This window comes from Vulcanisaeta sp. JCM 14467 (assembly GCF_001316245.1).
GTDB lineage: Archaea > Thermoproteota > Thermoprotei > Thermoproteales > Thermocladiaceae > Vulcanisaeta.
In genome coordinates this window covers 19,152-42,124 of record NZ_BBDM01000007.1, presented here as the reverse complement: position 1 = coordinate 42,124, position 22,973 = coordinate 19,152, and the positions used below count along the sequence as shown (strand labels likewise).

Genomic DNA, 22,973 nt, shown 5'->3' with positions numbered 1-22,973 from the left:
TTAAAGTTTGGGTAATTACTTATTTCTTACGTGATTCATTTATTACCCTCAACCTAATGAACCTAATAACATTGGGTATCCTAATCTCATTTGGGCAATTCTCCTGGCATAGACCGCAGCCCGTACATAGCCAAATGACTTTACGCACCCAGTCATTCATTATTCCCAGGTTGACTAACTTCATGACCAACCTGGTGTTTAGTCCGTAGTCCGTCATTGGACACACGGTGGTGCAGGTACCGCATTGGTAACACAGTGATGCAGTTGGCTCGAATTTAAGCAACTCCTCCCTCAATGCCGGGTTTGCCATAGCCATGCCCATCACCTTAGTTGTTTGATTCTTTGCTTTGTCATTTCGATCTCCTCCTTAGTCACCGACTCCACAATCCTCTTAGCCTCGTTAGCAGCCTCTATGAAGTCCTTAACGTCCGGCGCACCAAATAACCTAAGCTGGAACCTATCTTCCCTAACGCCTATGTTCTTCAACCTCTTCCTCCAATTCTCAAACCTTCTAACCGTGTTGTGGTTTGCGGTTATGTAGTGGCAGTCACCAAGCTACAACCCGTCACGAATACGCCGGCAGCACCAAGCTCAAAGGCACGTTTGACGTGTTTCCAATTAAGCCTTGAGCTGCATTGTAGCCTAATTATCCTAACATGTGGTGGGTACTGGAGCTTAAGTATTCCTGTGTTGTCGGCGGCATAGTATGAGCAGTAGGCGCAGGTGAACATAATCACCTTCTTCTCAGGCTCCTCAGCCAAAGCAGCCTCAACCTGAGCCATAATAGCATCATCACTTAGTATATCCATGTCCAGGGCACCATATGGACACTCACCAACGCACGCACCACAGCCCTGGCACGCCGCAGGGTCTATGGTCACCGGCTTTCTAGGCTCGCCCCTAATGGCGCCGTATGGACAAGCCTTAACGCATAGTAGGCAACCAACGCACTTGCTTGGGTCCACCTTGGGCACTGAGACCTCCTTAATTATGTAGTCACGGCTCAGTAGCGTCAATGCCCTGGCAGCCGACGCATAGCCTCTAGCACGGCCTCGCCAAAGCCCCTATGAGCCCTAACCGCACCCGCTATGAATATTCCAGGGGTCATGGTGTCCACGGGACCAAGCTTCGGGTGAGCCTCCATCAAGAAGCCCTCCTGATCCCTAGAGAGTCTCAGGACCTTAGACACCTCGTCTGAGTTTGGTCTCATGGGTATGTTCAATACGACTGAGTCCACGTGTATCGAGACTTCACCGCCAACCTCCACATCCCTAATTACGGCAGTGTCGTGGTTCAGGGCCACGTGGTTCATGGCGTCCCCATCCCTCGGGACCCTAAGTATCACGACGCCAGCCCTCCTAACCTCCCTGTATAGGTCCTCGTATTGGGTCCCAACCATCATCACATCCCTAACCACGACATAGACATTCCTACCCGCCCTCCTAAGCGCCAGCGCGGCATTGAACATAACGGCTTGGCAATAGGGCTTACCGCACAGGTCTATGAATAATACGTCATTACCCACGCTCAAGCCCTTACTAACCAGGTCGTGTAGCGTCATTACGTTTAAGCCATCACTAATGACCTGCTTCACGGCATCGCTCGGCTTAGCGCCCGTGGCCACTATTATGGTGCCTACGTCCAACTCCACACCATTAGTCAGGGTTACGTGGAAGTTACCCGTGAACCCTGTGACTTCCTTAATCGTCGTTCCGTAGTACACCCTGACCCTGGGGTTGTCGAGGACCTTGAGTAGCCTGTCCATGGTATCCCTAACCCTGGCGCCCTCAGGTAGGTAATTAATCATGAAGCTATTTAGGTAATTACCACCGCACTTATCGCCTAACTCAACGATTATCGTCTCAACGCCTGCATTGGCTAAGGTATTGGCTGCGGCAAGGCCCGCTGGGCCGCAGCCAATGATTAGGGCTCTCTTTACTATGCCAAGCTTCTCAGGCCTAAAGGGTCTCATCAATGGTGCCTTGGCCACGGCCATCTTAATCATGTCCTTAGCCTTCTCGGTAGCCACGACCTTATCGTTGTGGACCCACGTGTCGAGGTTCCTAATGTTAGCCATTTCCACGAGGTACGGGTTAAGCCCAGCCCTCCTAGCTGCGTCCTGGAAGAACCTTAGGTGCGTCGCCGGGGAACAGGCGGCGACTACGACCCTATTTAGGTTATTCGTCTTTATTACCTCGGCAATCCTGTCAAGGCCCGCCTTTGAGCATGCGAAGGGTATGTCCTCGGCACAAACCACGCCAGGCAAACCACCGGAGAACCTAACCAACTCCTTAACATCGGCCACACCTGCTATGTTACTCCCGCAGTGGCAAACGAACACGCCAATCCTAGCTTCTCAGTCTCTATGGTCTCACTGAACTCCTCAACCTCGATGGTTGATCTACCCATGAAACTAGCCGCCTGCGCGGCGGCTGCGAGGCCCATGAGCACGGACTCGGTAATATCCGTCGGCCCGGTTGCGCTACCTGCAGCGAATATGCCGGGTAAATTAGTCTCAACGGGGTTTGCCGGGTTCGTCTTTATGAAGCCGTACTTATCGAGTTCAAGACTTAGTATATTCGCCAATTTCCTTAAGTCACTTGGTGGTTTGATTGTAGGCGCCAGGACTACCATATCGTAGTCCTCAACCTTAACCTCCCTACTCCTAGTGTCCTCGTACTTAATCCTTATTGAGCCATTGACAGGGCTTATCACGATAGGCCTACCATGGACTATCCTAACACCCCTCTCAACAGCCCTTTGGTATAGGTTTTCGAAGCCCTTGCCGTAAGTCCTCACGTCATTCATGTATAGTATGGTTACGTCCTCAATACCGTGATTCTTCGCATAGATGGCCTGCTTAAGTAGGTACTCGCAGCAGACCTTTGAGCAATACGGGTTTGCCTTATTTGTCCTCGAGCCAATGCAGGATATAAAGAGGACCTTCCTTGGGTGGTTGTGGTTACTCAGCTTAATGACCTCACCCAGCGAAGGCCCTGTGGCGTTAACAAGTCTCTCGAACTCCATGGCCGTCAATACGTCGGGGTGCTTACCATAGCCATACCTACCCAGTACCTCGGTACCCTCGAGCTCATAGCCCGTGGCAACGATGACCGCGGCCACCCCCCTCTCTATTATTCGTGGCATCATGGTGAATAGTATTGTCCTAGGCTCACAGACACTAACGCACCTATTGCAGACTATGTTCTCCGGCGGCTTGTTTAGGCATAGGTTCGGGTCTATGGCGTATATTCCTGGCTCAGCCTGTGGGAAGGGTAGGTATATGGCTTTCCTAAGTCCAATACCAGCATTATACTCACTCGCGGCCACCACGGGACAAACCTCTTCGCAAAGCCCGCATTTCGTGCACTCGTCAGTCACGTACCTAGGCTTAATCAGGATCTTGGTCTTATAATGCCCTGGGCTCCCTGTCAACTCCATTACCTCAGCTAGCGTGAGCACTTCAATGTTCTTATTATTCGAGGTGTCACTCATTAGCGGTCCTTCTATGCATATTGAGCAGTCGAGTGTTGGGAATGTCTTATCAAGCATCGTCATCTTACCGCCAATGGCCGGGGACTTCTCAACCAATGTAACCCTATAACCCATGTTAGCCAAAGCCAAGGCAGCCTCAATACCAGCAATACCACCGCCAATCACCAGGACCCTATTACTCGCCGGGCCCTCCTGCAACGCCTTGGTCTCGCCAATCTTCGCCATGTAGTCCCTAATCGTTATTTCCTCCTCACGTTCAACGTAAATGGCGTTCGTCGGGCAGACCCTCTCGCATATGCCGCAGGCCATGCAGTCCAACTCCCTACCTGGCTTAACCCTAACGTAGTGGTAACCCCTGGGGTTAGTGTCCTCGGACAACTCAAGTATATTCACTGGACACCTCTTGACGCATAATTCATCGCCAATACACATCTCAGGCGTTATCTTAAGCCTACCCAATGGTCTCTTGACGCGATCAGCGTCCAACGCCCTATAACTCACGACTAATGAGTTGCGTCGTGAATTAAAAATTTTGCCTAAGTCAATAATAAATGATTAATAAGCCAGTAGACTAATCTCTAAATTATTAAAAATTATTCATAAAGCATAATCATAATTTATAATTATAATCGCCCAGTAAAATAGAGCCTTAATATAGGTATACCCATATAGACTACACAGTGAGAATTAATACTTATTCTATTTACTAATTATAATCTTTTTACTTATTGCTTATTTATATCAATTTTATATATGAAGGCTTATATTAACTATGCTCGGATCACGTTACTACTTACTCCTCATAAGCTGCCTTAGGAATTCACCAACCTTCTCAACCTGGCTCTCCCTAACCTGCTCAAGCAGCTCCCTAAGCCTCGGCGCACCCCTCTGGTATTCGGCAACCCACTCCTTAGCGAACTCACCTCTCCTAACCCTCTCAGCAGCTTCCTTCATCCTCCTCTTAACGTCCTCATTAATCACGTAGGGACCCACGGTCAATCCTCCGTACCTAGCCGTCTCACTAACACCAAGCAGCATACCGGTTAGGCCCCTTTCCCATATTAGGTCCATGATTAATTTAGCCTCATTGATAGCCTCGAAGTAAGCAACCTCGGGTTGGTAACCAAGCTCCACCATAACCTCAAAGCCGTACCTAAGCAACTGCAGTAATCCGCCTACGAGCACGTTCTGCTCACCTATTAGGTCTGTCTCGGTCTCCTCGGCGAATGTCGTCTCTATGACACCCACCCTAGTGAATCCATTGGCCTTGGCAATGGCCAACGCGGTCCTTAGGGCACTGCCCGTGAAATCCTGGTGAACAGCCACCAGCGCCGGCACTCCCCAACCCCTCACGAACTCATCCCTAACGGCTTTACCAGGCGCCTTGGGTGCTATTAAGACCACGTCCACATCGCTCGGAGGCTTAATTAGGCCGAACCTAATATTGAAGCCGTGGGCAAAGACCACGGTCATCCCACGCCTAAGGTTAGGCGCTATCTCGCTCTCCCAAACACTTGGCTGAACCATGTCGGGGAGTAATACGGCTATTATGTCGGCCCTCTTAACGGCATCGCCCACGGAGTATACCTCAAAGCCCTCCTGCCTAGCCAGGTCAAAGCTCTTACCCGGCCTCACACCAACTATTACCTTAACGCCACTATCCCTCATGTTAAGGGCCCACGCCCTGCCCTGAATCCCATAGCCCAGTACCGCAACCACCTTACCCTTAATTACCGATAGGTCCGCATCATTGTCTTTGTATATCCTAGCCATTACTAATCACCACCTTATTCACGTGTACTTCTTCCGGCATATATTTAACATTTACTATATCGTAGAGTTTATCAAGCTTATTACAAACCCACCTAACCTCATCCTCCTCACCCCTAACCCTGATCAAGGCCTTGATCACCGAATCGTTCATGTCAATTATGATGTGCTTAACAGTCACCTTACCCCTCCTAATAATGTTCATAGCCCTAACCACCGCGTCCAGCGGGTTAACCTCATTACTCATCACAACTTCTATCGAGTAATCACCCTCCATAACCATCACCCGGATACCTCAGGTCAACCTTAAAGCCCTCGGGTAGTATTACCTCCTCAAGCCACTTACCTGACGGCACGAAGGGTAGTACGAAGTCTCTCTCCTTATCAATAGTTATATCCACGATCAACGCCTCATTATTCCTAATAGCCCTGGCAATGGCACTCCTCAACTCATCATAGTTACTCGGCCTAACACCCTCTATTCCATAGGCCTCAGCTATCTTCATGAAGTCGGGGTTCACGCCGAAGTCCACGGCAATTATCCTCCTGCTATACAGCATCACCTGCCAATGCCTAACGAGCATTAGTGTGGAGTTGTCGAATATAGCCACTATAACGGGTAGGTTATACTCACGGACTAGGGCTAGGTTTTGCATTGTCATTTGGAATGAACCATCACCATCAATGTCCAGGACAGGCACATCGGGCCTAGCGATCTTAGCGCCTAAGGCTGCAGGTAGGCCAAAGCCCATCGTGCCCAGGCCAGCGCTGGTTATGAATGTGCCGGGTACGTAAACGTCCCAATGCAGTTCACACCACATTTGATGACTACCAACGCCCGTGGTGGTTATTGAGTGTGGCGGCATGACCTCCCTAAGCACCTTCAGCACCTTCCATGGCGCAAACCCATTGATGTCAACCCTCCTCCTATACTCCTCATAACTCTCCTTGATACTCCTCAACCACCTAATGAACGCCTCATGCCTCCTCTCCAATGCCTTGGGCACGAGCTTAATCATCATTGATAACACGACCTTAGCATCACCGACAATGCCCACCTCAGGCTTAACGTTCTTACCAATCTCACTCCTATCAATGTCTATGTGAATCACCCTCCTACCCCTCCTAAACTCGTTGAAGTTGCCCACAGTCCTATCACTGAACCTCGTCCCCACGGCGAGTATTACGTCCGCATTTATAATCGCCGCATCAGCCTCAAGCCTACCGTGCATTCCCGATGGCCCATTACCAGTGGGTGATTACTCGGCACACAATTCTTGCCTGGGAGTGTCGTGACTATGGGCATGCCGATCAACTCGGCCAGGGTTAATACCTCATTCGTGGCACCACTCCAACAGACACCGCCGCCAATAAGCATCACGGGTCTCTCGGCATTTAGGAGCAGCTTAAGTGCGTAGGCAACCATTGATGGGTCGGGCTCTGGTACTGGCTTCCTGGCTATCCTAATGGTCCTCTTACTAACTATTGATGGGTCAACATCCATTAACTGCACATCCCTAGGCAGGTCTATGAGCACGGGCCAGGCCTACCATCCACGGCTATCTCATGGGCAGCCTTGTAGGCAGGTATTAGATCCTCCGGTTTCCTAACCATGAATGTATGCTTAGTCACCGGCATAGTTGCACCCACTATGTCAGTCTCCTGAAACGCATCCCTACCGAAGAACATGGTTGGAACTTGACCCGTTATTGCAATCAATGGTGATGAGTCCATCATCGCATTCGCAAGCCCAGTCAGCAAATTAGTGGCGCCAGGGCCTGAGGTGACGACAACGGTCATGGGTCTTTTCATTACACGGCCATAGGCGTCAGCCGCATGTATTGCGCCCTGCTCGTGCCTAAACATATAAACCTTAATATTAGAATTATATAACGCATCGAAGAACGGCATTATCTGCCCACCAATAATCCCAAAGACCTCCCTAACACCCATGCCCTCCATCTCCCTAACTAGCAAATCAACAGCCCTAGGCATTACCATCACCCAACGTAATCACCTCAGACCTCGCCACAGTCTCATTTAACCGCGGGTTCAACATGCCATTTTTGTCCCCATCATACGTAAAGAATAAAGCACCTCATCAGATATAGGTCAATTTATAAAATATTTAAGTTTTTCCGCCATATAACTAGTATAATGTGGATGCTCATTGATTTACGGATGCTTTATATCCTAGGGAAATACTTAAATAAAGTATTTTTCCCAAAAGTACGGTGGGTTAGATTGCTCAGGGAGACGTAGTTGGGGTCTCGGGTAGGAGGTACGTAAGGTTATTAGATACCACACTTAGGGATGGTGAGCAAACACCTGGCGTTGCCTCAAGCCTGAGGATAAGTTGCTAATTGCGTTGAAGCTCGAGGAGTTGGGTGTTGACTCTATAGAGGCTGGCTTCCCAGTGGTCAGTGATGGTGAGTTCAGGCTGTTAAGGCCATTGCGAAGGAGGTGAGTAATTCCGAGGTAATTGCCCTAGCCAGGACAAGGAGGGAGGACATTGACAAGGTCATTGATGCGGATGCCGACGCCATTCACATATTCATAGCCACCTCGGACATACACATGAAGTATAAACTAAGGATGAGTAGGGAGGAAGTCCTGGACGCTGCCGTGAATGCCGTTAGTTACGCAAAATCCCACGGGTTAACTGTGGAGTTCAGTGCCGAGGACGCCACCAGGAGTGACCCAGATTTCCTCGTTAAGGTCTTCCAGGAAATCGTTAATGCCGGTGCTGATAGGCTAGACATAGCCGATACCGTCGGTGTCATGTGGCCGAGTAAGATGGCGTGGCTGGTGAAGTTCGTTAAGGAGAATGTCAGGGGCAACTACCTACTGAGTGTGCATTGCCATGACGACTTTGGGATGGCTGTGGCCAACAGCGTGGCCGCAATAGAGGCTGGTGCGGATCAGGCTCATGGGACGATAAATGGCGTTGGTGAGAGGGCGGGTAACGCGGCGCTTGAGGAGATTGCAGCTGCGGTGAAGTTCCTGCTTAATTATGATGTGGGTATTAGGTTCGGGAGGATTAAGGAGGTTTCGGACCTGGTCTCCAAGCTCTTCGGAATACCCGTGCCACCTAACAAGGCCATTGTCGGAGCCAACGCCTTCTCGCATGAGTCGGGAATCCACGTGCATGGAGTCCTGTCCAACCCAATAACTTACGAGCCATTGACCCAGGGACCGTGGGCATGAGTAGGAGGATTGTGGTTGGGAAGCACAGTGGTAAGCACTCGATAGTATATGTGCTCAGGTACATGGGCATTGAGCCACGTGACGATATCGTAAATGCAGTCCTCAAGAAAATTAAGGAATTGGGCGATATTGGCGTTAGGGTTTCCGAGGAGGATATTAGGCGCATAGTTATGGAGGTCATAACCAGTGGCGGTTTTGAGTGACTTATTATTAGTAGTATAATTTTAATTCGTTAATTAAATCGCGTCACACTATCACTCCCTTAAGTATTTATCCTCACCTCTTAACCAATCATCCTGACAGGCGAGTATACATCAATGACAAGCGAGTCCTCCAGGGCTTCAACGCTGTGTGTGGTATTGGGTGGTATATGGACAACATCGCCTGGCTCGGCTATGTAGGTTTCATTATCAACAACGAACTTAAGCCTGCCCATAACCACTATGGATACCTGCTCATGAACATGCGCATGGGGCTTAACCACGGAGCCCTTTAATAACTTGAATTGAGCAACCGTTACCCTGGACCCATGTAGGTGCTTCCTATAAATTAACTCCCCAAGTCTCTCCCAATCACCAGCCCATACTTGAGTAGTGCCATTAATAAGGGTGGTTGGCAGGGAGTATTTAAGTCATTATTATAACCTCTATAGCCCTGCTAATGCATAAAAATAGGCTATGTAATTAATGCTCAATGAGGGTAGCCGTAATTGAGGGTGATGGAATAGGACCTGAGGTCACGAGGGCGGCACTAGAGGTCCTTAAGGCAGCTGCCACGAAGTTCGGCCTGAACATTGAGTTCGAGTATGTCGAGGCTGGGATGATGCATTGAGGAAATACGGCGAGGCGTTGCCCGGCAGGTATTGGCGGGTTATAGAGGGCTCTGACGCAATATTAAAGGGACCCGTGGGTGAGAGTGCGGGTGAGGTTGTTGTTAAGTTGAGGAGGGGTCTCGACCTATACGCGAACATTAGGCCTGCCAGGAATTACCCAGGGGTTAAGGCTGTTAGGGATGGCGTGGACCTCGTAATCGTCCGTGAGAATACCGAGGACGTGTATGTCAGGGCTGAGTACATGCTAAATAGCGACACCGCAATAGCCCTTAGGGTAATTACCAGGAGGGCTAGTGAGCGAATTGCCAGGGTAGCCTTGAACATGGCCAGGTCAAGGCGTGGGAGGGTAACGATAGTCCACAAGGCAAACGTACTCACGGTATCTGACGGTCTATTCAGGGACGTGGTTAAGGCTGTCGCCAGGGAGTACCCAGGCGTAACTGTTAATGAAATGTACATAGATGCTGCCGTTATGGACCTCGTCAGGAGACCCCAGGAATTCGACGTAATAGTTACCACGAACCTATACGGCGACATACTAAGTGATTTGGCGGCCTACGTAACCGGCAGCATAGGGCTCGCGCCATCAGCAAACATGGGTGATGAGAAGGCATTATTCGAGCCAATACACGGCGCAGCTTTGACATAGCTGGTAAGGGTATTGCAAACCCAACAGCGATGATACTGAGCGCAGCATGGATGCTCAGGTGGTATGGTGAGAAGACTGGGAGTAGTAACTATGTGACTGCGGGCATTGCCATTGATAACGCCGTTATCAACGCCCTAAGTCAGGGCATACATACGCCTGACCTAGGCGGCAGTTATACCACGGAATCCTTTACCTTGGCAATAATTAAATTAATTTAGTTAATACTACGTAATAAATAGAAATTTATTGAATGTGGTGTTTGTGGTCTTACGGTAATATTTAATATATAATTTCCCGTGGAGAAGCAATGGCTTATTTACATCATTGTCTATGGAATATAAAGCTTAAATATTCTTTACATAAGTTTATTTATTGACAATATACATGAGACCCCTCATTAAATACCCGGCGGACTGCGGAATCTTCGGTGTAATGAGACGTGGTAATGATTCGGATAAGGTAAGTGGTGATCTGGTTGTTAAGGCCATGGAGACAATTAGGTACAGGGGTGCTGGGCTTGGTTCGGGGTTCGCCTTGCTTAATCATGAACATGGGACTTAGGATGGGGTTTTCGTAGGGAGGGTTTCATGAAGGATGCCGTGGATATTATTGAGTCGTTAATGAGAGATAACGGCCTTGGGCAGGTAGATGTTAGGGTTAGGAATAAGCTTGGGCCTATGGTGGACCTTGAAGTCAGGGTACTAAATGATAATACACCTAATTCCAGGGTCACCGAGGTCATTAACTCAATCAATGACCTACTGTGGGAGGATAGGAACGGCAGGGTCTATTACTGGGGTGAGCACGTCAATGTGTTTAAGGGCGTTGGTTACCCGGGCGATATAGCGTCGACGTACGAGGTCGATAAGTACAGCGCCGATTTATGGATAGCCCACACCAGGTTCCCAACTAATTCACCTGGTTACCTGCCTATTGGTCGCACCCATTCTCGGTAAATGACATAGCCATAGTCCACAACGGTGAGTTGAGTAGTTATGGAAGTCACGTGAATGCCCTATACCACGGCTACGGTCTTGCCTCATTTGTCGGCACGGACAGCGAGATCGTGGCATACCTAATGAATTACCTATTGCATGCACATGGGCTTGGCATTGAGGATGCGGTTAGGGTATTGATTGGGGAATCCCCCAAGTACGCAGGTGATGGCGAGTCGCTGCGGTTAATTAGGCGGTTTAGGTGGGCGATGCTCGATGGCCCATTCGCAATAGTCATGGGTGTATACTACAACGGCGATGTTTACCTAATTGCCATGGCCGATAGGTTCAAGCTTAGGCCACTGGTTATTGGGATGGATGATAATTATTACTACGTAGCAAGTGAGGAGGCTGCTATCAGGGCAGTTTCACCAGACGCCAGGGTATGGACCTGGAGCCAGGTGGTTACTTCATCGCCTCGTTTAGGCGTGGCATTGTTTCGTGGGGTAGGGCTAGGGAGGAGGTTGAGGTCTTCTTCCCGCATAGGTCCTTCCCAACTTATGTCGGTAAGGATGTAATAAATGCTGAGGGCCTTGATTATAAGGAGTTGAATGAAGAGATACTAAGGAGGATACTGAGTGGGGAGAGGATTGTTAGGGTGATTAATGTCAGGGGTCAGAGGTTCATAGGCGTTAACCTACCGAGGCATGGGATCAGGGACGTTAGGGTTGAGATATACGGCACGCCAGGCAACTCCCTGGCCAACCTAAACAATGGTGTTGAGTTCGTGGTTTACGGTAATGCCCAGGATGATGTGGCTGACACAATGCATGGAGGCAGGGTGGTGATACACGGCGATGCCAGGGATGTGCTCGGCCAGGCATTACAGGGTGGTGAGGTCTTCGTTAGAGGCAACGCCGGCAATAGGGTCGGTATACAAATGCGTGAGTACCGCGATAGGAGGCCGTACTTAATAATTGGCGGTAGGTTGATGATTACCTGGGCGAGTACATGGCTGGCGGTGTAATAATGGTCTTGGGCATTGACTCATTAAATAAATGTAATGTCCAATTGGTCGGTAAGCACGTGGGCAGTGGCATGGTTGGTGGCAGGATATACATCAGAGGTAAGGTTCTCGAGAACAGGGTTGGTTTAACCATATCCAACACCGAGCTTAAGGAACTCCTTGAAGCCGCTAGGGATGAGGGCCTGGGGCAAGACGAGATTGATAAGCTGCTCAACGTACTAACCACTCGGAGCATGTTAGGAGGAATAGGGTTGAGTATAGGGAGTTGAGTGAGGATGAAGTTAGGGAGTTAGAACCCATACTACGTAGATTTGCTCATGAATTCAATATAAGTGACTCAGTAATTAATTATTTACTTAGCTCTAAGTATACCGTGGTAACAGCCGAGTAATAACTTAATGATTGAACAATATATACTATAGATAATGATAATGCTTATAAATAATTAACCTATTATATCTCGAATGAAATATGTAATCAATATAAGGCCTAGGCAGGTGATTAGGGACTTCATTAGGTCAACGGTTAAGGGACCCACGAGTGACTTCTGGTATGGCGAGGTTATTGATGAGATTAGGGAAATGGCTAGGTATGGTAAGCCCGTTAGAATATTTAGGAGAGGCGTTAGGAGGTTTAGGATCCTCGATAATGTTGGTTTCGGCATTAACGAGATAAAGCTCTCAGGCAGTGAGAAGGGTGCGGCTAGCCTTACCTCGTACATAGGCGGTATCGAGGTCTCTGCACCGATATACCTGGCCGACATGTCCTTTGGGGCTTTGGCCGGCGTGCCGAACATAGTGGAGGCTGAGTTGGCTGATGAGTTAATGCTCATAAGCGGCACAGGCGAGGGTGGACTGCATCCCGAGGTTGCTAGGCATAGGAGGATATTCGTTCAGTGGGCCTCGGCGAGGTTTGGGGTCGACATAAACACCCTGATGGCTGGCATGGGCGTGGTCATTAAGATTGGGCAGGGCGCCAAGCCAGGCATTGGAGGGCATTTGCCGGGCTCGAAGGTAACCCAGGTGATATCCCAGGTCAGGAGGATACCAGTGGGCGTTGATGCGTTATCACCGGCACCCCACCACGACATATACTCCATCGAGGACCTGAAGCAGAGGATTGATGCGCTGAAGGAGGCCACTGGGAAGCCCGTCTTCGTTAAGGTGGCGGCCACGAACTACGTACCATACATAGTGACCGGCATAGCCAGGATGGGGGCTGATGGGATAATAATTGACGGCCACGGCGCAGGCACGGGGGCAACACCACTCGTGGTTAGGGACAACATTGGCATACCCATTGAGTTGGCAATAGCCTCGGCCGACAAGATGCTTAGGGAGGAGGGCCTTAGGGATAGGGTCACGTTGATAGCGGCTGGCAGGGTGTCCACGGCCGACGACGCCGCCAAGCTCCTGGCCCTCGGGGCCGACGCAGTCTCCCTAGGCACGGCCTTGCTCATCTCCATGGGCTGCGCAATGGCTAGGACATGCCACAGGGGCAACTGCCCAGCTGGGATAACGAGTAAGATAGCCGATGAATCAGTGATTGTGGATCATGACTTCGCCCTGAGGTCCTCCAGGAACTTCCTCGTCGCCTTCATGGAGGAGCTAAGGCTAATACTCGACCACCTCGGCATTGATGACGTCAGGAAGCTCGTTGGGAGGAGGGACCTACTCAAGGGCCGCTGTATCGATGAGGTCACGGCAAGGGTGCTGGGCATTAAGGATGTTGAGTGTGAGACAGGTAATGACCAGCTCGCTGTCCAGGGCAGTGTCTGGACGCCCGATTACTCAATATACGCCACGCAACTCGTGAGGACTGGCGACGTTGTCATAGTCAGCATGGGTAGCACAGGGCCTCCCGAGGTCGAGCCACCAAAGAGGTTAATTGATTGGTTGAGATTTGACGGTGCCCAGGTGACGAAGCCCGCCATAGACCCATATAGGGAGGACATAGACGTATCAACGACTCTGGCCAGGGGTAGGCTTTGGCTATCAATGCCGGTAATCATTAAGCCACCGAGGACCTGGAACGACGCATTAATAAGGGCTGCTAAATTCATTGCTAGGGCAAACTCGGTAATGATAGACCTCGAGGGGCTGGACATAGTGGATGAGAAACACCTAGTGAGGGTGATGTGGGACAGGTATGTGGATGGGCTTGGCGTGCTCGTGGTGACGCATTTCGGGGTTTCTAAGCCCGACCTCGATGTACCCACGTACATAAGGGTATCGAGTGCTGGCGAGATTAGTGACTTGGTTAGTGCATTATTGAGGAGTAATGATTGGGTTAATGGCATCATACTGGGGGTCAATGATGATTACCCTGAGACTCACCTGGTTAGGCTTGACGTGGAGTTAAGGAGGAGGGGTGTTAGGGATGATTTCGACATAATAATTGACATGCCCAGCGTCAGAAGCAGTGGGGACATTGTTAAGTTAATAGCCCTTGGCGCGGACGCGTGATAATCAGCGACTTCGTGGAGAGGGCGATGCATGGTTACACGGGTATTGAGGACTTTAGGCTTAGGCTAATGAGGTTTCTGACGGGCATTAGGAGGGAGATAGCCCAACTACTCGGTGCTGCGGGCATATACTCATTACAATCTATTATTGGCAATAGGGAACTCCTTAGGGCATTAAGTGGTAGGGTTGGGGACATGCTTACGGTGAAGCTTGCAGGTGAGGACGTACTCTATAGGTGATTTACGCTAAAAATATACTAGGTAGTTTGCGTTATGGTAATATTTATAAACTGTAGATGGTCCTAAATAACGTGAACAACCAGGAATTTCAGAGTTAATAAACGCAATAACCAGTGCTGAGAAGGAGCTGGGTAGGTTGAGGGATTTACTGACTAGGTATGGTGGTTTGAGGGTTACGGACATCATGCAGTCAATACATGAACCACTCATCCTCAGGTTCGTGAATGAGGTATTAATGGGCAATGAGAGGGTTGCTTACCTGGGCCCTGAGGGTAGTTACAGCCATGAGGTTGCACTTCAATTATTCGGCAGGGCACTCCTCATACCGCTTAAGTCAATTAGTGAGGTTGTTAAGGGTGTTTACCAGGGTGAGTATGGCTTCGGCGTAATACCCATCGAGAATAACCAGGCGGGTGTAGTTGGTGAGTCCATGGAGTCACTACTCAGGTGGGACGTCCATGTTAATTACGCAGTTGACTATAGGGTCACACTATGCCTAGCGGTAAATGATGGCGCCACTATCGAGGACATCAGGGAGGTCTACTCACACCCACACGCCATTAATGAGGCCATGAACTTCATATCGAAGTTGAACGTATCAATAAACTACACACAATCAACCTCTGAAGCCCTGAGGATGGTGGTGGGCCACGGGCATAGGGCGGCCATAGCCTCCAGGGCTGGTGCGGAGCTCTATGCTTAAAGCCAATCATCTGTGGTATTGAGGATAACCCAAACTACACAAGGTTCCTGGTGATAACCAGGCACATGGGCAGGTCCGGGGATAGGACGATGGCCATATTCTCAGTACCCAACAGGCCAGGCTCCCTATTCAACGCCCTAAGGCCCTTCGCAGAGTTGGGGATAAACCTGTCAATGATATACTCAAGGCCGAATAGGGGCAGTCCCTGGGGCTACGACTTCCTACTAGAGACCGAGTGCCAATTAAGCGATGAAACCTGCTTAAGGGCATTCAATGAATTGCGTGGGGTGGCAACGTACGTAAAGGTACTAGGTAGTTATTCAATTGCACGGCTTTATTAACTGACGAATCCTATATATGTATCAGTCGAATTTATATAAAATAAGTATAACTTATTAAGCCCCTATTTACCATATACTCAATCATGGATCACGTACCAACGACCATGTGCACCCAACACCCAGACAATGCCAGGGTACCCACGTGGTCCAGGGACGAGGTGATCCAGGGCGATGATGAGGTTCACGAGGCATACCTAGCATACAGCCTCTATGGCTGTCGGGAGGTTATGTGGGATTTCGAGGGTAAGGACGTTGATATTTACGTAATTAGGAAACTACTCACCAGGTATCCCGAGTACTTTAGGGATCACGTGATTGGTAGGGACATTTATCTAACGCTCAGGTTGCCCAACCCCTGGGCTGAGACCGCAGAGAGAAAGTTGTTCTCCCAGGCCCTGGAGTTGATACCCACGGCTTATGACATTGCCAGGGAGTTCTATGGTGATGACAACATAAACGGGGTTTTCCAGGTAATACTACCACTAACCTCCAGGGCCGAGGAGTTAATATTCACCTATAGGTACTACGAGAGGGTCGTCGCAGGTAAGGCATTCCTAGAGTTATTACCTGGCGTCAGGGTCATGGATGTCCTTGGCAGTGTTAGGCCGAGCACGATAGACGTAATACCACTCATTGAGGACCTAAACTCGATGCTGGGCATAAGCAGGATAATCATTGGTTATTGGAAAGCCATTAGGCCGAAATACCTCAGGGTTTTCATAGCCAGGTCAGACCCAGCCATGAATTACGGGCTAATACCCGCAGTACTAATGGCAAAGATAGCCCTTAGCAAAGCGCTAAACCTGGGCAGGGAACTTGAGCTAGAGGTCTACCCAATAATTGGTGTCGGCCCAACACCATTCAGGGGACACCTAACGCCATACAACGTGGACAACGTCGTTAAGGAATACCCATGCGTACGCACCTTCACCGTGCAATCAGCCTTCAGGTATGATTACCCAGAGAATGAAGTGATCAACGCCGTGGCAAGGCTAAACAATAGGTCACCAAGCACTGAATGCCCGATCCAGGACCATGAACTACTCATGGGCGTGATAGGCAGGTACGTGGATCATTACCAGAGGGAGATCGAGGGATTAGCAAACGCAATTAACCTAGTCTCCAACTACGTGCCGAGGAGGAGGGCCAGGAAACTCCACATAGGCCTCTTCGGCTATAGCAGGGGCTTTAGGGGTGTCGTCCTGCCCAGGGCAATAACCTTCGTGGCCACGCTCTACTCCCTCGGAATACCGCCGGAGATCCTGGGCGCCTCGGTCATTAACGAATTAAGTGACAGGGAGTACACGGCATTGAGTGAGACCTACATAAACATGAGGCACGACCTGGAGGCGGCAGCCAAGTACGTGTGTCACGAATGCCTAGACATGATCACCAGGTTCAGCAAGGTCTTTGGGGTCGGTGGGGAGGTCATTGACATGGTTAGGAGGGATGTTAAGGCAATTGAGGAGTTAGGCATTAGGGCAGGGCCCAGTGATTATGAGAGTAGGAAGCACGAGTTACTCGCCCAACTGCTCATTAACTCGCTGGTCGAGGGTAGGAAGGATGACGCGGCCAGGTACATGACGGAGATGGCGATCATAAGGCGCTCAATAGGTTGAGACACTTATTCGCTAGGGCTCTGCCACGCCATCAACCACTTAACTAAAATGGTGATTAATGGTGAGTGCATATGATCATTACCTTTAGTTTCACGGTCATGAATAATTGGGGCACGTGGGTGAGTATAGGTTGGTTATGTAAGTGCCAGGGCCAGGTTCGTAGCTCTGCGGGTTAATGGTGTAGGTGGCGCTTGGGTTGTATTGGATGATGAAGTAGACCTCACTAAAGAAATCCTCAACTATGTAACCGCTGGTTGGTGGGTAGCATATGGTGCCTTCGCCGTAGAGTACTGGCGACGCCGCCGTATTCACCCTACTCGGATTTAAGTACCACGCGCCCTGCGCGTCGGTCACGCCAAAGCCCACTGGGTACTCATAACCAGCTTGTGTCGGGACAGGCATGCAGAACCAGTTCTGGTTCTTAACGCCTATGGACCAAATGAGGTTCGCGGCCCCCTCAGGTCCAGGGCTTGTAATTATTAACGATGGAGCCAATGAGTATACTGCTCGTAGAGTTGAGCATTGATTTCGCATAATAAATTAATTGCAGGACCTCCTGACCAATTAATACAGACATCTGAGGTGCGGATAACATAAACCATTTACAACTAGTACTATAAGGCTGTGCACCACCACCCAGGACCCATGCCATGTACGAGTTATAGCCTCTCTCCTGGTCTATGTGGTATGCGGTGGTCATGTTAACACCAACCACGTAATCAACCCAATCACCACCACTACTCCCAGCCTCCAAATTATTGAAGCCCAGGTACTCAACAGGAATAGATGAGGTCACGATTCTAGCTGATGGGTAGATACCGGTTATGCAGTAATCATATACGTACTCATCACCAGTTAGGTTACCATACTCCGGCGTAGGCCCCGTCGTGAAGACCCACTCACTTAGGTTATAGGCCTTTACCTGCTCCAGCACTATGGGGCATGCATCCTGGTCGTACAGCGTCACTGTTGAGCCTGGGCTCATTAAATACGCACTACCAACCGCACCTCACCGACGACTAACCAATACCTCATCAATTCATTTATTGCCGCCGTGTAATCATAACCAACCTGCACCGGGTTCACGACCAGGTAATTCCTCCCTCCGAAGGCGACCAGGTACGTTGATGCGTTCACAGCCACCACTGGGTAACCAATCACGATACTGTGGAAATAATTACCCCAGGCCACGGCTACCGCATCCTCAAGCGGCAGGACCCACCTCGGGCTTTCTGCGTAGAGGATTAGCAGGTCACCACGGCTAATCACATTCCCCAATAGCTTGGCCAGTTGGTTTATGTTCACATGCATTGTCTCATTTACGTAGTCCCAATCAATGATTATAATCGAGTCATTAGGCACAGAGGCTAGGTCGCCAAGGGTTATTGGCTTAATCATGGACTCAGGAGCACCAGCACTAACCAACCCACTAATGAATTGGCCAGGACCAACTACATAGGCGGTGGCGGGTAGCGCAAGTGGCTGCGGCTTTGTGGGCATTGGTGATAACCTGGCGACTACACGCTTCATAAGCCCAAGCCTATAGGCAATATTTAACACAGTATTCAACGCACCACTTAACATATTGGTGCCCTTAACCATTAAGGACGACGCCGAGGACATCACCGAGGGGCTTAGAACCGCCGCAATAAGTAATGCATCTAAAATTATAAGGGCCACCACCGATGCAATGAGTGACCACTTAGGTCTCGAAGCCATAATCACTAACTCAAAACACTACTTATGACCTTAAAAGAATTCTTGCATAGCCACTATATTCTATCTACGAAATTGATCTACGGGCCACGTAGAGGATGGCAAGATCGCCGTGAATGAAAAGTTTAAAACTCACCATGGATTAGGTGTTATTGGGGCCGTAGTCTAGCCTGGCTAGGATGCTCGGCTCGGGATCCACGACAACGGACGCGAGCCCGAGTGATCCCGGGTTCGAATCCCGGCGGCCCCACCAAATCCTCAATCCCAACCTAGGATGGTTACGCAACAACCTCACATCCCCTAAATCCACACTGCACAATCTAACCTGGCAATCACGTAAACCTCCACTAACGAAAGCATCATCAACACGGCGAGGTCAGCCCACATTAATAAATTATAAGGCAACACTAGGCTTAACGACTTAACCAGTAGGTACAACCATAGGCATAGCGATGCGGCAACAATAATGAGCAGGGTGATTACCAAGGGCCGCGCATCGATCCACAACTCCCTACTCTCCCTATCCACATCAAAGGCAGTCCTATGACCATGCACCGCATCCCTAATCCTCGTTAAGTAAAGCTCCTTAACCCTACCGAGAACCCTAAGCAGGATCATCAACGCTATCGACAGGAGGATCATCGACAACGCCATTAACGGCACATAAATAATCAAATAATGCATCAGGTAAAGGGCAGTTACGCCAATAACCATGGAAATAACCTGCACAATCAACGCCAAACCAATCAACCTAGCAATACCACCAAACTCCTCCCTAAACCCACCCATGACAATCACGCCACTCAAAAACCAACTATTTGATAATAATTACTACACAACCAAAGAGAATACCGCATTAATCACGCATACTCGCAAAAGGTATTTCTACCCGGTACCGGGAAGTTCCCGGTACGGTATAAAGTTCATAACTGACAGTGAGTCATCAACTCAGTGCGCTTCTAGATAGAAGAGTAATTAAACGCACTCATAAACATCCTTAAATAATTGGTCAATTCACCAATTCATACATGGGGCAATGCACTGATTAAGGTCTAAGGATAATTTACTTTATAAAATAGTACATTCAATGATAAGGAAACTACCTAACAATGATAAATCACGAACATAACCACACCCAATTTACTCAACCAAAACCTACCCGGCAATAGGTCACGTGGTAGAAGCCACTTGTCGAGTTCAGGGCAGGGCCGTACGTGGATGGCCTTACGTATAGGCCAGGGCCAAAGCCCGTTAAGCCACCTACCCAACCATTCACATTAACCCAGACATCCCAATCAACGCCGTAAGCCACGTACTCAACCGTAGCACCACTAATCGGTATGAAACCGAGCAGGTAATACCTACATGGAATACTCGTATTATTAACAATTACCAAGGCGCCTACAGGTATTGTGTATGCCGTGGGCTGTGGATTATAGGCAGGGCCCATGTATGTGTAGCCCTGGCTCTCGACACCGTAGGCCTGCTCCTCCTCCGCGTATTGCGTGGCTTGTGGTGTGAATATCCAGGTTTGATTAACTGTACCAATTTTCATCGTCGTTACTGTACCAGGATTTCCATACACCGATATCGTGTATTCTTGGCATGAGTATGTCTGGCTAGTGGAGCTTGAAACCGTTATGCTTGACGAGGTTGCTGAGGAACCAGTTGCTAAGTTAATTGTGTACGTCGTTGATGGTGTACACGAAACACCCCTAGGCTCAAAGCCAGCGGTATTTGTCCAGTAACCTGTTTGTAGTCTTCACCGCTCCCTGCTATGTATTGGGCGTCGCCAGGCAGTTGTGATTCACCAACCTTGCCGAGCCCATACTCATAAACCACGTATGACGCATAACCGTCCTGGAATGTCTTTAAGTACTCAATTTGAGTATCAAAGTTTGGTATGTAATTAATGTAGTTGTAAAACTCAGCATAGCCGGCTGAAGCTCCATTAAGGTCATTGGTGAGCACTGTTGACCATACAGTACAGAAATCAACTATGAAAATTCCAAATGAATCACCGTAGGACTGCGGACCATAGGCAATTACATACTCAGTACTACTAATCCTAGACGGTTGATTAAAAATCGATGTGGCAAGCTCCATGCAGAGGTCCCCACCAGTTGGATCCATTGTTGGCTCCTTCATGGTTAACGCTATACCTAACGCCACACCCAATGAGTGCGGCCCTATGATTAGGGCGTGGCTGTTCCCGTAGGCAACCACGTAACCAAGCCCACTCAAGGACCTGGGCACGGGCATGGCCGCAACACTCGTATTAAACGCCCTAGACCAGGCAGTGGTCAAGACAAGCTCAATGGCCGGTACATCACTGGCATTACCATGGACAATCAGGAAATCCCCACGACCAATCAACCCACTAACCAGCCTGAAGTTTGCCGAGCTCGTATTCACGTAAATAGTGCCGCTCCTATTAATGATTAAGCCGGGGCTAATCAAGGACCAATCAATAACGACCACACTACCATTGGGGAGACTGGGAAGTTCGCTAATCGTTACGAATTTAATTAGGGACTGATTAATACCCAAACCAACCAACCTCTGCACAAGCACTGACGAGCCAACAACATAGATAGACACACTCAAGCCAGCCAATGACGGTTGATAACACCCTGATAAGTAACGCCACTCACCTCAACGGTGGGCCCATGGTTAATGAGGACCCTAGGCAGGTAGGTAATGAGTAGGGCTGCAGCCGCAACAACGATGATGACCACGATCACGAGGCAAGCGCCAACAACCGCGATCCAAAACCCATAACCACCAACCCAACACCAAATTACGGACACCCTAATAACCCATGCGCCCATAAAACGAATTCAGTAGGACGAGCATTATTCATGACCCTCAAAGACAGGGATTAATACAGCCCTTAAACATACCTGCCATACCCATTACCCGCTACTCTTTGGTGGTAGTGATTGCCCCATTGCAAATGATGGCGCGTATCCTGTGGCTAGTGGTCTCGCTTCAGCGAGTGGTCCTGGCGTTAATTCCTGCGGTAGTTGGCTTATTGGGCTTGTGACGTTTATTATGTATATGACTGGCTCCTCGGTTATGTACCTGCCCTCCTCGTAGAGTTGCTCAGCCGTGGGCGTGACATTGGCCACACCGTAAACACCAATCAACCCAATTAGGTGCTCCTCAACCATCAGCTTAACCTCCTCACCCTCATTGGCCACCGCACAGGAGGGCAGTGCATATGGCACGGCAGAGTAAATCACGACAGTCAAGGTATCACTTTGTGTGAGCTTAATCGTTGGGAAGCCTACGCCATCATCCGTGTAGGCCGCGGAGATTGGACCGACAGTATTATTTAATGCGAATTTTAGGCCGAGGATCGGTCCTGGGTAATTATTGCTCGCGATCAACCTGCCATTCACGTAAATACCCACTATCAATGCATCATTTTGGTTTGGTAGCTTTGAGAATGCGGTCAGGGTCTCATTGATTATGCTCGCCGGAAATGCCATGTAGATGACCACGCCGTTAATGGTCACATTACCATGCACGTGATAGCGGAGTATGACCATCGAGTTTCCTGGAATGATTATGAGGCGGTTATCACACTGCAGGAAGCCGTAATTAATGACCTCAGGTATTACGTACGGCAGTGGGCGGAGACTCTCAAGTGTCACGAAATACCAAACCACAAACAACACAACAACGGCAATCACCACCACGGCAGCAATTAGCAGCGCCTTTGACTTGGAGACCATACCCACCAACTAAGCAAAACCACGGACCTTTTTTTTAGAACCTCGGGTGTTCAGATAAAATGAACCGAGCAGAATAAAGGGCAACTCACGCCAGGCATTAATTATATGATGCATAATAAATGCAGCCACGCCATTACGTATACGCCCGAAGCACGGGCTTAAGCATCCTCATTTAAATCACCGCATTGCACGGAGACCCCGTGAGTAAGTTAATATAAGGATCTGATCTAATGTA

25 protein-coding genes, 1 tRNA gene and 4 pseudogenes are annotated in these 22,973 nt (G+C 49.4%); 13 read left to right on the top strand and 17 right to left on the bottom strand.

Features of this window, described 5'->3' with window-relative positions; translation table 11 throughout:
* Positions 1-19 precede the first annotated feature (19 nt).
* The 8 genes and pseudogenes from JCM14467_RS07615 to ilvB form a co-directional block, all read right to left on the bottom strand.
* Positions 20-322, bottom strand: a complete 303-nt coding sequence (locus JCM14467_RS07615) for a 4Fe-4S dicluster domain-containing protein (protein ID WP_054849696.1) — start codon at positions 320-322, stop codon at positions 20-22.
* A complete protein-coding gene (locus JCM14467_RS17030) occupies positions 322-537 on the bottom strand; it encodes a hydrogenase iron-sulfur subunit (protein WP_252901125.1) in 216 nt (71 codons plus the stop codon). Before JCM14467_RS17030 ends, JCM14467_RS07615 begins: the two co-directional genes overlap by 1 nt.
* Positions 534-1,016, bottom strand: coding sequence for a hydrogenase iron-sulfur subunit (locus JCM14467_RS17025; RefSeq protein ID WP_252901075.1), 483 nt, complete (start codon positions 1,014-1,016; stop codon positions 534-536). Before JCM14467_RS17025 ends, JCM14467_RS17030 begins: the two co-directional genes overlap by 4 nt.
* Positions 1,013-2,341: an NAD(P)-binding protein gene (locus JCM14467_RS17020; protein WP_252901074.1), complete on the bottom strand. Its 1,329-nt coding sequence runs from the start codon at positions 2,339-2,341 to the stop codon at positions 1,013-1,015. The genes JCM14467_RS17025 and JCM14467_RS17020 overlap by 4 nt, the downstream gene beginning before the upstream one ends.
* Positions 2,311-3,996 carry an FAD-dependent oxidoreductase gene (locus tag JCM14467_RS17015; protein ID WP_252901073.1) on the bottom strand — a complete coding sequence of 562 codons (1,686 nt, stop codon included), beginning with the start codon at positions 3,994-3,996 and terminating at the stop codon, positions 2,311-2,313. The genes JCM14467_RS17020 and JCM14467_RS17015 overlap by 31 nt, the downstream gene beginning before the upstream one ends.
* Before the next feature lie 288 nt (positions 3,997-4,284).
* Positions 4,285-5,268, bottom strand: coding sequence for a ketol-acid reductoisomerase (gene ilvC, locus JCM14467_RS07605; protein ID WP_054849695.1), 984 nt, complete (start codon positions 5,266-5,268; stop codon positions 4,285-4,287).
* Positions 5,261-5,548 (bottom strand): ACT domain-containing protein, encoded by a 288-nt coding sequence (locus tag JCM14467_RS07600; RefSeq protein ID WP_054849694.1) that lies wholly within the window; start codon positions 5,546-5,548, stop codon positions 5,261-5,263. Before JCM14467_RS07600 ends, ilvC begins: the two co-directional genes overlap by 8 nt.
* Positions 5,532-7,227, bottom strand: a pseudogene (gene ilvB, locus JCM14467_RS07595) (biosynthetic-type acetolactate synthase large subunit). The gene JCM14467_RS07600 and the pseudogene ilvB overlap by 17 nt, the downstream one beginning before the upstream one ends.
* Before the next feature lie 501 nt (positions 7,228-7,728).
* Here ilvB and JCM14467_RS20005 point away from each other — a divergent pair.
* Positions 7,729-8,675, top strand: a pseudogene (locus JCM14467_RS20005) (homocitrate synthase/isopropylmalate synthase family protein).
* Between the two features lie 80 nt (positions 8,676-8,755).
* Here JCM14467_RS20005 and JCM14467_RS17010 read toward each other — a convergent pair.
* Complete coding sequence (locus JCM14467_RS17010) at positions 8,756-8,956, bottom strand: cupin domain-containing protein (protein ID WP_252901072.1); 201 nt, start codon at positions 8,954-8,956, stop codon at positions 8,756-8,758.
* A 209-nt stretch (positions 8,957-9,165) separates the two neighbouring features.
* Between JCM14467_RS17010 and JCM14467_RS07580 the strand changes: the two are divergent.
* The 11 genes and pseudogenes from JCM14467_RS07580 (at position 9,166) to ppcA (ending at position 17,282) form a co-directional block, all read left to right on the top strand.
* Positions 9,166-10,171, top strand: a pseudogene (locus tag JCM14467_RS07580) (isocitrate/isopropylmalate dehydrogenase family protein).
* 154 nt (positions 10,172-10,325) lie between these two features.
* The gene (locus JCM14467_RS07575) at positions 10,326-10,514 is read left to right on the top strand and encodes a hypothetical protein (protein ID WP_054849693.1); all 189 of its coding nucleotides are present in this window, start codon (positions 10,326-10,328) and stop codon (positions 10,512-10,514) included.
* A 26-nt stretch (positions 10,515-10,540) separates the two neighbouring features.
* Complete coding sequence (locus JCM14467_RS07570) at positions 10,541-10,909, top strand: hypothetical protein (protein WP_054849692.1); 369 nt, start codon at positions 10,541-10,543, stop codon at positions 10,907-10,909.
* 29 nt (positions 10,910-10,938) lie between these two features.
* Positions 10,939-11,466, top strand: a complete 528-nt coding sequence (locus JCM14467_RS07565; RefSeq protein ID WP_252901071.1) for a hypothetical protein — start codon at positions 10,939-10,941, stop codon at positions 11,464-11,466.
* Positions 11,467-11,546: 80 nt separating this feature from the next.
* Positions 11,547-11,915: a hypothetical protein gene (locus tag JCM14467_RS07560; protein WP_252901124.1), complete on the top strand. Its 369-nt coding sequence runs from the start codon at positions 11,547-11,549 to the stop codon at positions 11,913-11,915.
* Positions 11,900-12,184, top strand: a complete 285-nt coding sequence (locus tag JCM14467_RS07555) for a hypothetical protein (protein ID WP_054849689.1) — start codon at positions 11,900-11,902, stop codon at positions 12,182-12,184. Before JCM14467_RS07560 ends, JCM14467_RS07555 begins: the two co-directional genes overlap by 16 nt.
* Positions 12,181-12,306 carry a hypothetical protein gene (locus JCM14467_RS19460; protein ID WP_256359231.1) on the top strand — a complete coding sequence of 42 codons (126 nt, stop codon included), beginning with the start codon at positions 12,181-12,183 and terminating at the stop codon, positions 12,304-12,306. Before JCM14467_RS07555 ends, JCM14467_RS19460 begins: the two co-directional genes overlap by 4 nt.
* A gap of 190 nt (positions 12,307-12,496) precedes the next feature.
* Positions 12,497-14,619 (top strand): annotated as a pseudogene (locus JCM14467_RS07550) (glutamate synthase-related protein).
* 136 nt (positions 14,620-14,755) lie between these two features.
* The gene (locus JCM14467_RS17000) at positions 14,756-15,322 is read left to right on the top strand and encodes a prephenate dehydratase domain-containing protein (protein ID WP_252901068.1); all 567 of its coding nucleotides are present in this window, start codon (positions 14,756-14,758) and stop codon (positions 15,320-15,322) included.
* Positions 15,323-15,387: 65 nt separating this feature from the next.
* The gene (locus JCM14467_RS16995; protein ID WP_252901067.1) at positions 15,388-15,663 is read left to right on the top strand and encodes an ACT domain-containing protein; all 276 of its coding nucleotides are present in this window, start codon (positions 15,388-15,390) and stop codon (positions 15,661-15,663) included.
* Positions 15,664-15,746: 83 nt separating this feature from the next.
* On the top strand, positions 15,747-17,282 hold the full coding sequence (gene ppcA / locus JCM14467_RS07540) for a phosphoenolpyruvate carboxylase (protein WP_054849688.1): 1,536 nt from the start codon (positions 15,747-15,749) through the stop codon (positions 17,280-17,282).
* Positions 17,283-17,378: 96 nt separating this feature from the next.
* On the opposite strand, the gene JCM14467_RS07535 is transcribed toward ppcA, so the two are convergent.
* Genes JCM14467_RS07535 through JCM14467_RS07525 form a run of 3 tightly spaced genes read right to left on the bottom strand, consistent with a single transcriptional unit; the run spans position 17,379 to position 19,001 of the window.
* The gene (locus JCM14467_RS07535; RefSeq protein WP_054849687.1) at positions 17,379-17,684 is read right to left on the bottom strand and encodes a hypothetical protein; all 306 of its coding nucleotides are present in this window, start codon (positions 17,682-17,684) and stop codon (positions 17,379-17,381) included.
* 55 nt (positions 17,685-17,739) lie between these two features.
* Positions 17,740-18,267 carry a hypothetical protein gene (locus JCM14467_RS07530; RefSeq protein ID WP_252901066.1) on the bottom strand — a complete coding sequence of 176 codons (528 nt, stop codon included), beginning with the start codon at positions 18,265-18,267 and terminating at the stop codon, positions 17,740-17,742.
* Positions 18,267-19,001 (bottom strand): hypothetical protein, encoded by a 735-nt coding sequence (locus JCM14467_RS07525; RefSeq protein WP_252901065.1) that lies wholly within the window; start codon positions 18,999-19,001, stop codon positions 18,267-18,269. Before JCM14467_RS07525 ends, JCM14467_RS07530 begins: the two co-directional genes overlap by 1 nt.
* A 151-nt stretch (positions 19,002-19,152) precedes the next feature.
* Here JCM14467_RS07525 and JCM14467_RS07520 point away from each other — a divergent pair.
* Positions 19,153-19,251, top strand: a tRNA-Pro gene (locus JCM14467_RS07520).
* 47 nt (positions 19,252-19,298) lie between these two features.
* On the opposite strand, the gene JCM14467_RS07515 is transcribed toward JCM14467_RS07520, so the two are convergent.
* The 5 genes from JCM14467_RS07515 to JCM14467_RS07495 all read right to left on the bottom strand — a co-directional run bounded on the left by JCM14467_RS07515 (position 19,299) and on the right by JCM14467_RS07495 (position 22,744).
* Positions 19,299-19,787, bottom strand: a complete 489-nt coding sequence (locus JCM14467_RS07515) for a hypothetical protein (protein ID WP_054849748.1) — start codon at positions 19,785-19,787, stop codon at positions 19,299-19,301.
* A gap of 355 nt (positions 19,788-20,142) precedes the next feature.
* Positions 20,143-20,553: a hypothetical protein gene (locus JCM14467_RS07510; RefSeq protein ID WP_054849684.1), complete on the bottom strand. Its 411-nt coding sequence runs from the start codon at positions 20,551-20,553 to the stop codon at positions 20,143-20,145.
* Between the two features lie 116 nt (positions 20,554-20,669).
* Positions 20,670-21,614 carry a hypothetical protein gene (locus JCM14467_RS07505; RefSeq protein ID WP_252901064.1) on the bottom strand — a complete coding sequence of 315 codons (945 nt, stop codon included), beginning with the start codon at positions 21,612-21,614 and terminating at the stop codon, positions 20,670-20,672.
* Positions 21,602-21,829: a hypothetical protein gene (locus tag JCM14467_RS07500; protein ID WP_054849682.1), complete on the bottom strand. Its 228-nt coding sequence runs from the start codon at positions 21,827-21,829 to the stop codon at positions 21,602-21,604. Before JCM14467_RS07500 ends, JCM14467_RS07505 begins: the two co-directional genes overlap by 13 nt.
* Before the next feature lie 84 nt (positions 21,830-21,913).
* Complete coding sequence (locus tag JCM14467_RS07495) at positions 21,914-22,744, bottom strand: hypothetical protein (protein ID WP_054849681.1); 831 nt, start codon at positions 22,742-22,744, stop codon at positions 21,914-21,916.
* Positions 22,745-22,973 lie beyond the last annotated feature (229 nt).

What these genes read in the sequence shown, in the direction of transcription:
- JCM14467_RS07615 (WP_054849696.1), bottom strand. Translation starts at nt 322, where the DNA reads ATGGGCATGGCTATGGCAAACCCGGCATTGAGGGAGGAGTTGCTTAAA.
- ilvC (WP_054849695.1), bottom strand. Translation starts at nt 5,268, where the DNA reads ATGGCTAGGATATACAAAGACAATGATGCGGACCTATCGGTAATTAAG.
- JCM14467_RS07600 (WP_054849694.1), bottom strand. Translation starts at nt 5,548, where the DNA reads ATGGTTATGGAGGGTGATTACTCGATAGAAGTTGTGATGAGTAATGAG.
- JCM14467_RS07570 (WP_054849692.1), top strand. Translation starts at nt 10,541, where the DNA reads ATGAAGGATGCCGTGGATATTATTGAGTCGTTAATGAGAGATAACGGC.
- JCM14467_RS07555 (WP_054849689.1), top strand. Translation starts at nt 11,900, where the DNA reads ATGGCTGGCGGTGTAATAATGGTCTTGGGCATTGACTCATTAAATAAA.
- JCM14467_RS16995 (WP_252901067.1), top strand. Translation starts at nt 15,388, where the DNA reads ATGGGCAGGTCCGGGGATAGGACGATGGCCATATTCTCAGTACCCAAC.
- ppcA (WP_054849688.1), top strand. Translation starts at nt 15,747, where the DNA reads ATGGATCACGTACCAACGACCATGTGCACCCAACACCCAGACAATGCC.
- JCM14467_RS07535 (WP_054849687.1), bottom strand. Translation starts at nt 17,684, where the DNA reads ATGCCTGTCCCGACACAAGCTGGTTATGAGTACCCAGTGGGCTTTGGC.
- JCM14467_RS07530 (WP_252901066.1), bottom strand. Translation starts at nt 18,267, where the DNA reads ATGAGCCCAGGCTCAACAGTGACGCTGTACGACCAGGATGCATGCCCC.
- JCM14467_RS07525 (WP_252901065.1), bottom strand. Translation starts at nt 19,001, where the DNA reads ATGGCTTCGAGACCTAAGTGGTCACTCATTGCATCGGTGGTGGCCCTT.
- JCM14467_RS07515 (WP_054849748.1), bottom strand. Translation starts at nt 19,787, where the DNA reads ATGGGTGGGTTTAGGGAGGAGTTTGGTGGTATTGCTAGGTTGATTGGT.
- JCM14467_RS07510 (WP_054849684.1), bottom strand. Translation starts at nt 20,553, where the DNA reads ATGAAAATTGGTACAGTTAATCAAACCTGGATATTCACACCACAAGCC.
- JCM14467_RS07500 (WP_054849682.1), bottom strand. Translation starts at nt 21,829, where the DNA reads ATGGGCGCATGGGTTATTAGGGTGTCCGTAATTTGGTGTTGGGTTGGT.